The organism is Algibacter aquimarinus (assembly GCF_039543265.1).
Lineage (GTDB): Bacteria > Bacteroidota > Bacteroidia > Flavobacteriales > Flavobacteriaceae > Algibacter_B > Algibacter_B aquimarinus.
Genome location: NZ_BAABJK010000004.1, coordinates 629,134 through 644,596 on the forward strand (window position 1 = coordinate 629,134; position 15,463 = coordinate 644,596).

Here is a 15,463-nt window from a genome sequence, read left to right on the forward strand (position 1 = left end):
GTAGAATTAAAGATTAAAATATTCTTTAGCGTTATTATAGCAAATGTTTGATACTAGTTTTCCTATCAAATTCATATCGTTGGGCAGTTCTCCACTTTCAATTTCATTACCTAAAATATTGCATAAAACACGCCTAAAATATTCATGTCTGGGAAAGGATAAAAAACTCCTAGAATCTGTTAGCATCCCAACAAAACAGCTTATTAATCCCATATTAGAAAGTGCATTTAATTGTTTGGTCATACCATCTTTTTGGTCTAAAAACCACCATCCAGAACCTAACTGAACTTTCCCTTTAATACTCCCATCGTTAAAATTACCTATCATTGAAGCGAACACTTCATTATCAGCAGGGTTTAAGTTGTATAAAATTGTTTTGGTTAATTTATTATTGGCATCTAATGCGTTCAAAAATTTTGATAGGCTTTGGGCTTGTGGATAATCTCCAATAGAATCCCATCCTGTATCAGGACCCAAAATTTTATGCATTCTCTGATTATTATTTCTCAATGCCCCTAAGTGAAATTGTTGTACCCATCCAAATTCATGATAGGTTTTACCTAGAAATATCAATATGGCAGTTTGAAACTTTATAGCTTCATTATTAGTTATAGGTTGTTTATATCTTTTCTTCTTAAAAATAGATTCAACCTCACCTCGTGTATAGGTTTCAAAATAGATTTGATTCAAACCATGATCACTTAGCTTACAACCATTAGCATCAAAAAATGTAATCCTGCTATATAGAGCATTACATAAATCTGTAAATGTATTTATCTCCTTATCAACAGTCCTTGCCAAACTATCAATATAATTGTTATAGTTGTCGTCTAGAATTGCAATACTCTTATCAGGTCTAAATGAAGTACTTACTTTTACCCCAAAATCAGAATTAGCTATTTCTCTATGATACTTTAAGTCATCCGTAGGGTCTTCCGTAGTGCAAATTATTTCAGTATTAACCATTTTTAATAAATTTTGACAACTGTAAGGTTTTGAACTTAATTTTTCCTTCGTAAAATCATAAATGCTTTCTGCTGTAATATCGTTCAAAAAATCATGTATATCAAAATATCTTGCTAATTCTAAATGTGTCCAATGGTATAGTGGATTTCTAAGTGTAAATGGTACCGTTTTCGCCCATTTGAGAAACTTTTCTTTATCTGAAGCTTCACCAGTTATAAACCTCTCATCAATACCTAGAGTTCTCATGGCTCGCCACTTATAATGGTCACCATCCACCCAAACTTTTGTTAAATTTTCAAAAACCGTATCCTCGGCGATATCTTTAGGAGATAAATGATTGTGATAATCTATTATAGGTTGATTTTTAGCGTAAGTATGATAAAGTTCTTCTGCAAACTTTGTTTGTAGCAAGAAATCTTCATGTATAAATTTCATAAAATATAGTTTAAGTTTTTATACTATTTCTGTTTTGTAGAAATACAACCTTATGTTATTTTTACACTATTTGCCTACCATTTCAAAAACGAGTGCACCCCCATTTAGTATTTCCTCGTGTGTAATATAATTTCTGCTCAACAATTCCCCATTTAAACTTACCGAATTAACGATGTAATTGGTATCACTCAAATTTTTAGCTTTTATACTAAACTGTTTACCGTTAGTAAGGTTAATAGTAGCTTCCTCCACTTGTGGTGCTCCTAAAACATACTCACCTCCTGTTGGGTTTACTGGATAAAAACCAAGTACACCAAACATATACCATGCAGACATTTGTCCGCAATCATCATTCCCCATCAATCCATCTGGTTTTGTATAATAATAGTCATCAATTAGTGTTTTTATAATTTTATCTGTTTTATGAGGTTTATCTGAGTATTTGTATAAATACGGTACATGATGACACGGTTCATTTCCATGCCAATATTGCCCATACGTCCCATGAATATTCCAAACCAGAGTTTTAACCTCTGGCTTAAATTCTGAATAAAACATATTATCCAATTTTTTTCCAAATTCTGTTTTACCTCCCATAATATCAACCAAACCTGGGATATCCTGTAACACATGAAATTGATAATGGTATGCATTACCTTCGGTAAAATCTGAACCTTCAAGCCATTCACCAACCACTTCAGATAAATCTATATCTTTTTTAAATTCGCCTTCAGCATTTTTACCTCGCATAAAACCACTTTGTTTATCATATACGTTTTTATAATAAGTAGCTCTTTTTTTAAGAAAATTAGCTTCTTTATGTTTTCCTAGTTTTTCAGCAAGTAAAGCACCAGCATAATCGTCATATATGTTCTCTAAAAGACGCGACACCGTTTCTCTTCCATCGTCAATACTAGAAAGTTTTACATCGTAAGGTATATATCCAAAAGAATCTATTAATTTTACGTGGTTGCGGTAATGTGGTTTGGTTAAAGATGTCCAGACGGCATCAAAAATTTCCTCATCACTATAACCTTTTGGTTTAATCCCTTTTAAATAAGCATCAGCAATTACAGGTACGGCGTGGTTACCTACCATGGTGTGAGTTTCTATACCCCAAAGCTGCCACCTAGGCAGATACTTGTTAGCCTCTTTAGGATTTAATGAATCAATAGTCATAAATTTATAACTATCAAGCATAGAGGTGTTAATATCGCTTACCAATTCTGGGCTAAGAATCGTGTACATAGGGTTTGCCGCACGATAGGTATCCCAAAGAGACAATGTTGAATAGTATTTACCGCAAGTTGCTTTTTGCACACCCGAATCGGCACTTCTAAATCTTCCGTCTACATCTGCAATATTATTAGGCTGAATATGGAGATGATACAAACTCGTGTAAAATGCTACTTTTTTTTCTTCTTTTCCTTTTAAGTGAAACTTTGCTAATATGTTATTCCATTTTTTGTTGGTTTCTGCTCTAATGGTATCAAAACTATTCCATGTATTAATTTCAGCATCTAGGTTCTTTTTAGCCTCTGCTATTCCTACTGTAGATACTCCTATTTTTACTTCAAGAACTTTAGCACCTTGCATATCAAAATCAAGAATATAGCGTGGTGCCTTTTCATCCTTGTTTACTGGTGGTGTTAGCTCTTGCTTTTTTACAATTTTCTTATTGAATTTAATTATATAATACAAATCTCTGGGCGCCCACACCCTAGCTTTTCTATAGCCAGTTAACGTATAGTCGTCTTCAAATTGTTGATTAGCTTCTAAAATATTTAAAGGAATTTCATTGATATCCCAAGAGACGCCGTATTGTAAATCTATCAATAGTTTTGCATTTTTTTCATTATCATAAGTATACCTATGATATGCCACTCGTTCTGTAGCCGTTAACTCTACCTGCACTTTAAAATCATCTAAATACACCTTATAATAACCTGGTTTGGCTATTTCAGTATCCTTATTATAAGTAGACTTATAATTATAACGAGATGCACTATTAATAGTATCTGTGTTTAAAGGTTGTAATAAAATATCGGACATAGAAGGACATCCAACACCATTTAAATGTGTTTGAGTAAAGCCTATTAACCAAGGGTCGTTGTACTGGTAACCAGCAATATGATCCATTTCATATCCTTTGTAATGAATATTATAAGATTCTGGACTTGGTTGCACCATTCCTAAGGGCGTTGTTGCTCCTGGAAATGTATGTCCTTCGTTTTGGGTTCCTATAAATGGGTTTACGTAGGAGGTATAATCCACTGCGTGAATTGGTGCTTTTTGTTTTGATTTTTTTGTGCAACTCAACACGAAAAAAACCATCAATAAAATGAGCTTTATATTTATTATTCTAGTCTTCATAAAAGTTTTTTTTATTATAAACAATACTATTTTTTCGCTTCAATTATTCACTAATTGAAGCATGTCTATCTCCTTTAAAGGCTCCCCAATCTTTATTAGGCTTTGGTCCCATTTCAAATTCTAAAGTACTGCCGTTCATAATAGCATCATGATGAATCCAAGATTTTGTGTAAGCTTCTCCATTTAAAGTCGCAGATTGTATGTACACATTTTCTTTTGAATTGTTATTCGCTATTATAGTAAAGACTTTACCATTTGCAAGATCTATACTTACCTTTTTAAATGCGGGGCTTCCTATTTGATAGGTTGGACTTCCGGGGCAGGTAGGATAAAATCCCATGGCTCCAAAAATATACCAAGACGACATTTGTCCGCAATCTTCATTACCTGGTAAGCCACCAGGAGTGTCTTCAAAATTATCATTAATTAATTCTCGGATAAGCTTTTGAGTTTTCCATGGTGCTCCAACGTAATTGTATAAATATGGGGAATGCATGGAATATTCATCGCCTACGTAATAGAAGTCGTTTTTAAAGAAATGGTCTAAGTATTCCTCTAGTTTATGATTGCCTCCCATAAAATTGGCTAATCCTTGCACATCATGCGGGGCAAAAAGTGTAATGTTCCTAAAATAATTTTCTCTGTCCTTGTCGCTTCCATACGCCCACCCACTAATTGATGGGTCGTTAGCATCTCGCCAAGAACCATCGGCATTTCTTCCTCTAACCAATTTTGTTTCGGGGTCTAGCATATTTTTATAATATAGAGCACGTTTCATGAATTCATCATAAACATCTGTTTTACCCATAGCTTTCGCCATTTGTGCGATACAATAATCATCATAAGCAAACTCCATGGTTCTTATGGCAGACTCTCCATATTTATCAGTAGGTACATACCCTAATTTTTGATACTCTAAAATTCCTGCACGCGCCACATAACGACCAGTACTTTTAGTAGTTGCATTTTTCATCATGGCTTCAAACGCTTTATCAACATTATAGCCTCTGATTCCTTTTACGTATGCATCCGCAATTACAGCATCGCCATGTGTACCATGCATAATGTTTGAATAGCCTGGACTTGGCCATTTTGGAATCCAACCCCCTTCATCATAAGAGTTAAGCAACGCTTCAATCATTACTGAAACCTTCTCAGGTTCAAGAAGTATAAGCAATGGGTGTTCCGAACGGAATGTATCCCATAAAGAAAAATCAGTATACATAACTCCTGGCATTACTTTGCCATTAAACGCACTATAATGATAACCATCTTCTGTTATATTTCTTGGTAAAAGCATACAACGTTGTAAAGCGCTGTAGAAAATTTTCTTATCTATTTCTGAGGCTTCAATCTTGATTTTACTTAATGCTTGATTCCATTTATTTTTAGTCTCTTCTGCTGTTTTTTCAAAATCCCAATGATTAATTTCACTATTTAGATTTTTTCTTGCTTGGTCTATACTTATAAAAGAAGTTCCAATTTTAACTTGTACTTTTTCGCCTTCGTTAGTTTTAAAAGATACATGAACTGCATTAGCCTCAGCGCCTTTAGTTGCCATTAGACTAATTTGTTCTGGCGTATGTGTTACTGGAGGTGCGCAACCAAACTTTAATGTAGCACCGCCACCACTATCAAAATACTCAATTTTAATGTTATATGTTTTAGCGGCTTCTAAAGAAATGCTATACGTATCAGTAGTTGCACCTCGATTATACCAAGAATCTATAACTAATTTTTCATCTATAAATAAGCGTACGCCATCATCACTAGTAACATAGAATGTATAAACTCCTGCTTGTGTTGTAACGAGTTTGCCAATGTATTTTGCTGAAAATAGATCTGGTTTTATGCCTGCAAAAGGAGATCCGCTCCACTCGAAATCTATAATAGCATCATTTCTTGTAACACTTGGTTTTCCAGATAAGTTTAGATTGTTATAAAATTCACCTGTAAATCCTTCAGGAAACAGTAGAGATGTCTTAGTTATATCGGGTTTTGGTACTATCGTAAAACTATCAAAAGGCTTACTAAATTTTGCCACGAAATAAGATGCAAATTCTCTGCCGGTATAGCCCATATTTCCAGCTCTACCCGTATTATCTGTATAACCTTCTATCTCATTTTTTTCTGGGTTTACACGAAAATAGCCATGGGCAACAGGGTTATCAATTAAGATATGCGACTCATCTGATTTTGGATACGTAAACTGTAAAAACTTAGCTTTAGCAACAGCAGTTAATTCTGCTTTAATATTGTAATCCTCTAAAGTAACCGAATAATAATGTGGTTTTGCTATTTCATTAGCATGGTTAAATGTTGATGCCCTTTCTTCGGCTGTAACTTTTAAGTCTCCAACCATAGGCATTATAGTTAGCGGACCATATTCAGACATAGAGGCTCCGTTTGGATAATGCGTACTTCTAAATCCTTGAATTTTTTCATGCTCCCACCAATACGGAATATCTTTTTTTGTGGTTTGTGGGCTAATCTGCGTCATTGCAAAAGGTGCTCCAACACCAGGATAAACATGTCCTTGCGGTAATTCGGCTTGACTTAAGGTAGATTTACCAGACCATGGTTTTGTTCCTATTCGTGTATCAATGTAATCTATTGGAGAATTCACTTCGGTAAGTGAATCTTGAGTTTTATTAGGATTACAACTTACTGTTAAAAACGTACCTATTACTAATGTATATATTAGTTTTATGGATACTGTTAAGGTTACGCTTTTCATATATTTCTAAAGGTTTAATAAACTGCTTTTAAGGCCTCTCAATTGTTATAACATTCTTATCAATTAACTCTTGAATTTTTTGTTTACTCAGTCCTAATTCTGCCAAAATTTCTTCGCCGTGTTCGCCCAACATTGGCGATGGTCGTTTTATTTTACCAGGAGTTTCGCTCATAGAAAAGGGTATATTAGTAACCTTTACTTTACCAGCTTTAGGGTGCTCTACCTCTACAAATGTTTTATTGTGAATGACCTGCGGATTATGTTCTACTTCAGTATGGTTATGTACTTTGGCCACCCACAAATCCATTTCCAACATAATATCTAACCACTCATCTGCTGTTTTGGTTATTGTTAAAGCTTCTATTGCAGCATGAACTTCGTCACGTTTATCATAAAGTACTTGCGCATCATCATATTGCATTAGCTCAGGTTCTCCTAATGCATCAACTAACTTAGCCCATGGATTCATAGCTATTGTTAAATAGCCATCGCTTGTTTTATATGTTCCAAATGGTGCTCCACTTCCTGGGTGTCCTATATTTGATTCTGGTCGTTCAAAAGAGGTATTTAAGTTCTGAATTGCAAAGAAATCCTGCATTTGAAAAGCTATAGCAGACGACAATAAATTTGTTTTTATTTCTTGCCCTTTACCCGTTTTCTCTCTAAAATATAGTGCTGCAAGAATAGCATAAACAGAATTCAATCCGTTTACTTGGTCGCAAAGCGATGTTCCTAATACCACAGGTCCATCAGATTTTTTTCCGCTAGTCATCGCAGCACCACTAACACTCTGTACTAACAAGTCTTGCCCTGGTCTAGTTACATAAGGGCCATCTGCACCCCAACCACTTGCTGAACAATAAATAACACTAGGGTTAATCTTTTTTAAATCTTCATATCCAAAACCCAAACGCGCCATCACTCCAGGACGAAAATTCTCAACTACTACATCTGTATCTTTAACAAGTTTATAGATAATTTCTTTCCCTTCTTCAGATTTAATATCTATAGATAATGAGCGTTTGTTTCTATTCCAAGCCATAAAACAAGGCGATTCGTCTTTGGCAATCCATTTGTTTAAAAATGTCATACCTCTATAAATATCTCCTGAGCCGTTTCTCTCTATTTTTATAATATCTGCACCTAAATCTCCCATCATTTGGGTTGCATAAGGCCCTTGTAATAATTGTGAAAAATCTAAAACCTTAACGCCTTCTAATGCTTCTTGCATTTTTATAATTTTATATTAGTGTAAAATCTAAATTTTTAAAACTTTTTAAGCTCATTCTAAATTTTTCATTTTTGAGATATTTCATTAGCATTTCAACTTCTTTTCTAACTAAAACAGAATGAAATAAATACTTCTAAAATTTCATTTAATACTAGTTTTTTAGAATTTTAGTTTATTATCTAAAGATAATTTTCAACTTTATAGTAAAATTATCATTTCGACGAACAACTCACAGAACTAGCTAAATAACGTTTTTAAAACCCCAAAAAGCGACAAACTTAAAAACAAGACCAAAACAGCTGTATATTAAGCAACTACTTATTGTTTCAATATTATAAAAAACTAAAATTATTTAATATATTTGATAACTAAACCGATTTAGTTTTTTGTGTAAAACTTATTTTCAAATTTAATTAATATAATCTTGAATACTAAAAAACTTTCCTTTTTTATTAAAATTCGTTTTTGTTTTGCAATACTTACCTTAAGTAATATTTATGCATTTGGAAACAAATTTAATGTAAACAAAGTAGCCCCTTTGTTTCATGACGGGAATAGTAACAGCCATATCCAAGAGCTGAACATGAATTATAAGTTATACAATATTTGTAAAAATGATATTGAAGGTTATAGTAAATCACTAAGCGGACGAGAATTTGGAGCTTATGGTTCTATTAGAGAGGGCTTGTATAATTCTTTAATAGCAAGAGCTACAACTGGCGAAATGGCTATTGAGTTTTTAACAGGAAAAACGCCTGAAACGTTCACATATAATGCTGTTACGTTTTTTATGATAAGTGATATTGACTTAAACTTAAGACAGCCTTTTGATATTCTTGTTAACGACAAACACTTACTTACTTATACAACCAATGAAGATGGCTCATTACGCATCTCAAACAACCCTAATAAAGGACATGCCGAATTTATACTAGTAAAACGAAATGGTGGCGATGGTTATGGTGCGTTTCGTTTAACCGTTCCTACGTCATTATTAGATGCTGGAGAAGAAGCTAAAATTAGAATTGTTGGTCAAAAGAAAAACTCTAACTCATGGTTAATGATATTTACAGCAACTGATGCTGTAGAGCGTATTAAAAAGTCGGCAACAACTGAAGCTGCTTTTGATATTAAAGAAAAAAACGGAAAACTCTATGTAGATGCTCCAGCACATTTTTCTGGTAAAAAAGTATACGTTATAAGCGACGGTCTAAAAAGTAAAGTAAAAACATTTGAGGTTTTAGGAGAACAATCTAAAGCTTCATTCACTATCCCACCTCCTAAAAACAACTTCAAAATTGTTTATGGAGACGACGCTCTGTCTTTACTTTTTGAAAACAAAAATGGCACAACATCAAAAACCGATATTAAAGGGCATTATTTATACCATCATAAAACCAACTATAAAAATGGTTGGCGAGCTTCTTTAACAAAAATGTATCGTCCCGAATATTTTGATACGTATGACGATTTCTTTGATAAAAAATATGCAGATGGAGGTATTTCCATCATGAACTCAAGTCATCAAGACATTGCATGGGTAGACAGACCAGAGGTTTGCATTATATTAAGAGATACGATGCTTTTAACACCTGTAATTAAAGATGCTTTTATTAGAGACGATTACGGGTTTGATATTGAAGATGGTTTAATGCTAAGAGAATATCTTAACAGACACCCAGAATCTCAAGAAAAAATTACAACACTTTTAAATAAGAAATTAATCTCTGTTGGCGCTACATACAATTGCCCTTACGAAGATATGTATGATGCCGAAGACCAAGTACGTCAATTATATCTTGGTAAAAAATGGGTGAAAAAGACCTTTGGGGGGTACGATTCTAAAGTATACTGGAACGTAGATGTACCTGGAAAAACGTTACAATTACCACAAATACTAAAAAAAGCAGGTGTAGATTATATGGTAATTAGTAGACATTCTAGAGGGATGTTTCATTGGGCAAGTCCAGATGGAAGCTCTGTTTTCACATATTCCCCTGGGCATTATGGTGTTGATGAAACTATGCTAAGGCGAGGCGACATGAACTCTAAAATAAAATATGGTGCTGAACAAATAAAGTTTTGGGAGAAGAACTTTGAAGATGGTAAAGTACAAACACCACTACTATCTAGCCAAGATATGTTGCCCGCTATTGACTATTCTGATTATATAGCATCATGGAATACATTTGATACTTTAAAAGATGAAAAAGGACAACCTAAAGACGTGAATTTACCACCTATGGAATTAATGACTGTAGATGAGTATATGCCACTTGCCGAAAAACATGCTACAAAGGTAGATACTATTTTAGGAGAACGCCCAAACGTATGGCTTTACATTCATGGGCCAGGGCATCATGATGCGCTTACAGCAAGTAGAGAAGGCTCTAAGTTACTACCAGCTGCCGAAAAATTCTTATCAATAGCTAATAAAATAGAACCTGCTAAAATGCCTTATCCTTTTGAGGAATTTGATGAAGCTTGGCAAGCTAAAATTTATCCCGACCACGGTTGGGGTGGTCATGATGGCGATGTTACCGATAATCTATTTCAAGCAAATCTTGTAAAGTCAAGAACTTTAGGACAAAACCTTTTAGATAAAGGGATTAACTTTTTATCAAGCTATATAAAATCTAATAAAAAATTAGGTGTACCCATCGTATTATATAATAGTTTATCCTGGAAACGGAATGACCCTGTAACCACTACGGTTCATTTTCCTAAAGGAAAAATTCAAAATATAGCTATTGTATCTGCAAATAAAAAAGAAATAGCATCACAAACTAACAACAAACAATTACATGATGATGGCAGTATTAAAAGTATAGCTATTACGTTTATTGCTGAGGTTCCTTCTATTGGTTATAGTACCTATTACATTCAAAACAAAATCAGCTCTAAACAAAACAAATATGAAAACGCAACGCTAGATACTTACGAGAATCCGTTTTACAATATCACGTTTGAAGATGGTGGTATTTCACAAGTATATGATAAAGCATTTAAGAAAAACTTATTTAAAACAGATGTGTTTAAAATAGGAGAAATATTTACTATGGAATCTGTTGGAACAGGTGCTGGCGAGTTTGGAGATATACAGCAACCTTCTATGAAAGATTTTGACCAAGTAAGCATTCATAATCCTAAATGGAAGATTATAGAAAATGGCCCAGTTTATACAAAATATAGACTAGAGCAACAAATTTTACATAGTATAGTAAGACAAGATGTAACGCTGTATCATAACTTAAAACGCGTTTACTTTAATACCAGTTTACGCAATTGGTCTGGCAAATTGTATCGAGAATTTAGAACAGCATTTCCTATAAACATGGATAGTCCTGAGGTAGCTCACGAAGTACCTTTCGGAAACGTACGCGTTGGTAAAGATGAAATTGAAACTGGTGGCGAATGGTACACACCGCTTTGTAAAGATGTGCGTCCAAGAGGTATTATAGATTGGATTTCTGCAACAGATGATAATGTAGCCATAACTTTAAGCTCATCTGTAGCTGCTGCCGATTGGATTGACCCAACAGGAAAAACCAATACAACTATGTTACAAAATTTATTACTAGCCAGTAGACGGTCATGCCATTGGGAGGGTAATGAATATTTACAAGGTGGAGACCATCACTACCATAATGTATTTACATCCAACAAATCAGGAAGTGTAAAGGGACAAAAAATAGCAAAACAAGAAAACGAACCTATACAAGTTGTTGTTAACCCTGTAACCACTTCAAAACCATACTTACCAGAAAATTTGAGTTTCTTTAAAATTGATGCGGAAAATGTCATCATCACAACAATTAAAAAAGCGGAAGATTCTGAAGAGTTTATTGCGAGAATGTACAATCTTAAAGATGGAAATGAAAGCGTAAATATGTCTTCCTATTTCAGTATAAACTCTTACAAGCACACTAATATTATAGAAGAAAATCCTAAACCTGTAGCACCAAAACTAGAACTTGGTAAATATGCCATTGAAACTTTTAGCCTTGGTACTAAATAAAAATTAATACATTAAAAAATGAAAATCAAAAATCAAAAATCAATCTTTAATCTAATTTGTAGTTTCGGTTTAGCCTTAGTTACTATTAGCGCAGCTTATGCAAACGATGGTGTTTTAAAAACCCCTAAAAGTTCCGCTTTTCATGGCGGTACCGGAAGTGTTGGACATATAGAAAGTCTTAACGTCAATTATCGTTTACATCAAATTTGTAAAAATGACATAGAAGGGTATAAAGAAATGCTTTCTGGGTCTGAATATTTCTTGTATCCATCATTAAGAGAAGATATGAATGTGGCGATGATTTCAAGAGCTACCACAGGAGAAAAAGGATTTGAGTTTTTAACTGGAGAGGTTCCTAAAAACTATGCTAAGGATAAAGTAAATTTCTTTTTTTTGAGTGATATTGATTTTAACTTAAGAGAATCCTTTGACATTTTTATTAACGACAAACCGCTATTAACCTTTAATTCTAACAAAGATGGCTCACTTTCTATAACAGAAAACCCAGGAAATGGTCATGCTGAATATATTTTAGTAAGAAGAGATTTAAACGGCGACGGTCTTGGAGCTTTTCGTTTAACCGTACCTACATCATCTCTAAAAAAAGGAGAAAGTGCAAAAATTAAAGTTGTTGGGCGTAAAAAAAGTTCCAACTGTTGGTTCATGATTTTTAAAGGTACCGATGTTGTAGAGCGCATTAATAAATCTGTTACCGATGAAGCCGCTTTTAGTATTAAACAAAAAGACGGAAAGCTTTATGTTGATGCACCTGCACATTTTGCTGGAAGGTCAGTTTATGTTATTTCTGATGGTAAAAAAAGTAAAACTAAAACCTTTACTAGTCAAGCTGAACTTGCCAAGGCATCATTTAACATAACAGCACCAAAAAAATCTTTTAGTATTTCTCATAACAATCAAGAGATTTCACTAACCTTTGATAATGAAGATGGCAAAACTATGAAATCAGACATTGAAGGCCCATATTTATATCATCATGTTGCCAATTTTAATCCAAATTGGACAGCTTCATTAGCAAAACTATACAAGCCAGAGTTTTTTGATACCTATGATGATTTTTTTGATAAAAAATACGAAACGGGTCTGGTATCTATAATGAATTCTAGCCACCAAGATATTGCTTGGGTAGACAGACCAGAAGTATGCATTATTTTAAGAGACACCTTACTCCTTGCACCAGTACTTAAAGATGCTTTTATAAGAGATGATTATGGTTTTGATATTGAAGATGGATTAATGCTTCGCGAGTATATTGAAAGACACCCAGGTTCTGAAGAGCAAATTACAACATTGCTGCAAAGAAAATTAATGTCTGTTGGCGCTACATACAATTGCCCTTATGAGGATATGTATGATGCTGAAGACCAAGTGAGACAGTTGTACTTAGGAAAAAAATGGGTTAAAAAAACCTTTGGTGGTTACGACTCTAAAGTATACTGGAATGTTGATGTACCAGGAAAAACAATGCAACTCCCACAAATATTAAAAAAAGCTGGTGTTGATTATATGGTAATTAGTAGGCATGCAAAAGGCATGTTCCATTGGGCTAGCCCTGACGGAAGCTCTGTATTTACCTATTCACCTGGGCATTACGGTAACGATTTACTGTATCTTTCTAGAGATATGAATAACAAAATGAAATATGGTGCAGAACAAGTATTGTATTGGGAAAATAGTTTTTCCGAAGGTAAGATACAAACCCCTTTACTATCTAGTCAAGACATGTTACCTGCTATTGATTATTCAGATTATATTGATACCTGGAATGCCTTTGATAAAGTAAAAGATGCTGAAGGTAAAGCTATAGACGTTAATTTACCAAAAATGGAATTAATGACAGTTGATGAATTTTTTCCTTTAGCAGAAAAGAATGCCACTAAAGTAGATACCATAATGGGAGAACGCCCTAATGTATGGGTTTACATTCATGGTCCTGGGCATCACGATGCACTTACAGCAAGTAGAGAAGCCTCTAAATTATTACCAGCCGCTGAAAAGTTTTTATCTATAGCAAATAAAATTGAACCAGATTTATCGCCATATCCTTTTGAAGCCTTAGATGAAGCGTGGCAAGCCAAAATTTACCCAGACCATGGTTGGGGTGGTCATGATGGCGATGTTACAGACAACCTTTTTAAAGAGAGTTTTGTAAAATCTAGAACCATGGGGCAAAACCTTTTAAATGATGGTATAGAACTTATTTCATCTAAAATTAAAAAGAACGAAAAATTAGGAAAACCTATCGTGCTTTTTAATAGTTTATCATGGAAAAGAACAGACCCAATAACTACAACTTTAAAATTTACTAAAGGCAATATAAAACATGTCACTATTGTATCTGCTGATAAAAAAGAAGTGCCATCTCAAACATCTAATGCTAAATATTATAACGATGGTAGTATTAGAAGTATTGATGTTACTTTTATAGCAAAAGATATTCCTTCCATAGGTTATGCTACGTACTACTTACAAGATAAAAATTCGGCCTCAAAAGGTAAAAACAATTCAGCTACAACTAGTACGTATGAGAATTCATTTTACGCTATAAACTTTGAAAAAGGTGGTATTACTAGCGTATATGATAAAGAATTAAAGAAAGAGTTATTTGATAGTAGTATATTTAAAGCTGGCGATGTATTCACTATGGAATCGGTTGGAAATGGTGCAGGAGAATTTGGAGATGTACAACAACCTACCATGAAAGATTACGATCAAGTAAGTGCTCACAATACCGAATGGAACATTTTAGAAAGTGGTGCTGTGTATACTAAATACAGACTTGAACAACAAATTAATCATGCTATTGTAAGACAGGATGTAACCTTATATCACGATTTAAAACGAGTTTATTTTAATACAAGCTTACGAAATTGGTCTGGAGAGTTATACAGAGAATTTAGAACCGCATTTCCATTAAATATGGATAATCCAGAGATAGCTCATGAAGTGCCTTTTGGAAGTGTTCGTGTTGGAAAAGACGAGATTGAAACAGCAGGAGAGCGTTACACACCACTTTGTAAAGATGTGCACCCAAGAGCCATTATAGATTGGATTTCGGCTACTGATGATGATATATCGGTAACCTTAAGCTCATCTGTAGCTGCAGCAGATTGGATAGATCCAACTGGTAAAACTAAAGCTGGCACACCAATATTACAAAACCTTTTATTAGCAAGTAGAACCTCTTGCCATTGGGAAGGCAATGAATATTCGCAAGGTGGCAACCACAACTTTCATAATGTATTTACCTCAACTAAAGCAGGAAGTGTTCTTGGACAAAAAGTTGCTAAACAAGAAAATGAGCCTATACAAGTAGTTTTAAACACTGTAACATCAGCTAAACCATATTTACCAGAACAATTAAGTTTCTTTTCTATCGATTCTGAAAATGTGATTGTAACTACGGTTAAAAAGGCAGAAGATTCTGAAGATTTTATTGCAAGAATGTATAATGTAAAAGATACCAACGAAACGGTAAACATATCTTCTTACTTTAATATTAAGTCTCAAAACCATACTAATATTATTGAAGAAAATCCAGTACCTGTTGCTCCTGCATTAAAAGTGGGTAAATACTCAATAGAGACTTTTAGCTTAGAAACTGATTAATAGCAACCATCCTTTTTTTAATAAAAATGGCTATCCGAATCTAGATAGCCATTTTTATTTATTGAAATCAACGTAA

6 protein-coding genes are annotated in these 15,463 nt (G+C 33.9%); 2 read left to right on the forward strand and 4 right to left on the reverse strand.

Features of this window, described 5'->3' with window-relative positions; translation table 11 throughout:
• Positions 1-6: 6 nt before the first annotated feature.
• From uxaC to ABD939_RS05700, 4 genes are all read right to left on the reverse strand, one after another.
• The gene (gene uxaC / locus ABD939_RS05685; RefSeq protein WP_345165537.1) at positions 7-1,401 is read right to left on the reverse strand and encodes a glucuronate isomerase; all 1,395 of its coding nucleotides are present in this window, start codon (positions 1,399-1,401) and stop codon (positions 7-9) included.
• Positions 1,402-1,467: 66 nt separating this feature from the next.
• The gene (locus ABD939_RS05690; protein WP_345165539.1) at positions 1,468-3,774 is read right to left on the reverse strand and encodes a GH92 family glycosyl hydrolase; all 2,307 of its coding nucleotides are present in this window, start codon (positions 3,772-3,774) and stop codon (positions 1,468-1,470) included.
• Positions 3,775-3,817: 43 nt separating this feature from the next.
• On the reverse strand, positions 3,818-6,511 hold the full coding sequence (locus ABD939_RS05695) for a GH92 family glycosyl hydrolase (RefSeq protein ID WP_345165542.1): 2,694 nt from the start codon (positions 6,509-6,511) through the stop codon (positions 3,818-3,820).
• 28 nt (positions 6,512-6,539) lie between these two features.
• A complete protein-coding gene (locus ABD939_RS05700; RefSeq protein WP_345165546.1) occupies positions 6,540-7,742 on the reverse strand; it encodes a CaiB/BaiF CoA transferase family protein in 1,203 nt (400 codons plus the stop codon).
• A gap of 424 nt (positions 7,743-8,166) precedes the next feature.
• Between ABD939_RS05700 and ABD939_RS05705 the strand changes: the two genes are divergently transcribed.
• Positions 8,167-11,760: a glycoside hydrolase family 38 N-terminal domain-containing protein gene (locus tag ABD939_RS05705; RefSeq protein WP_345165550.1), complete on the forward strand. Its 3,594-nt coding sequence runs from the start codon at positions 8,167-8,169 to the stop codon at positions 11,758-11,760.
• A gap of 18 nt (positions 11,761-11,778) precedes the next feature.
• Entirely contained in the window at positions 11,779-15,387 is a 3,609-nt protein-coding gene (locus ABD939_RS05710; protein WP_345165553.1) for a glycoside hydrolase family 38 N-terminal domain-containing protein, read from the forward strand.
• Positions 15,388-15,463 lie beyond the last annotated feature (76 nt).

Bases quoted from the DNA above. Each gene is read 5' to 3' on its own strand.
- uxaC (WP_345165537.1), bottom strand. From the start codon at position 1,401: ATGAAATTTATACATGAAGATTTCTTGCTACAAACAAAGTTTGCAGAA.
- ABD939_RS05690 (WP_345165539.1), bottom strand. From the start codon at position 3,774: ATGAAGACTAGAATAATAAATATAAAGCTCATTTTATTGATGGTTTTT.
- ABD939_RS05695 (WP_345165542.1), bottom strand. From the start codon at position 6,511: ATGAAAAGCGTAACCTTAACAGTATCCATAAAACTAATATATACATTA.
- ABD939_RS05700 (WP_345165546.1), bottom strand. From the start codon at position 7,742: ATGCAAGAAGCATTAGAAGGCGTTAAGGTTTTAGATTTTTCACAATTA.
- ABD939_RS05710 (WP_345165553.1), top strand. From the start codon at position 11,779: ATGAAAATCAAAAATCAAAAATCAATCTTTAATCTAATTTGTAGTTTC.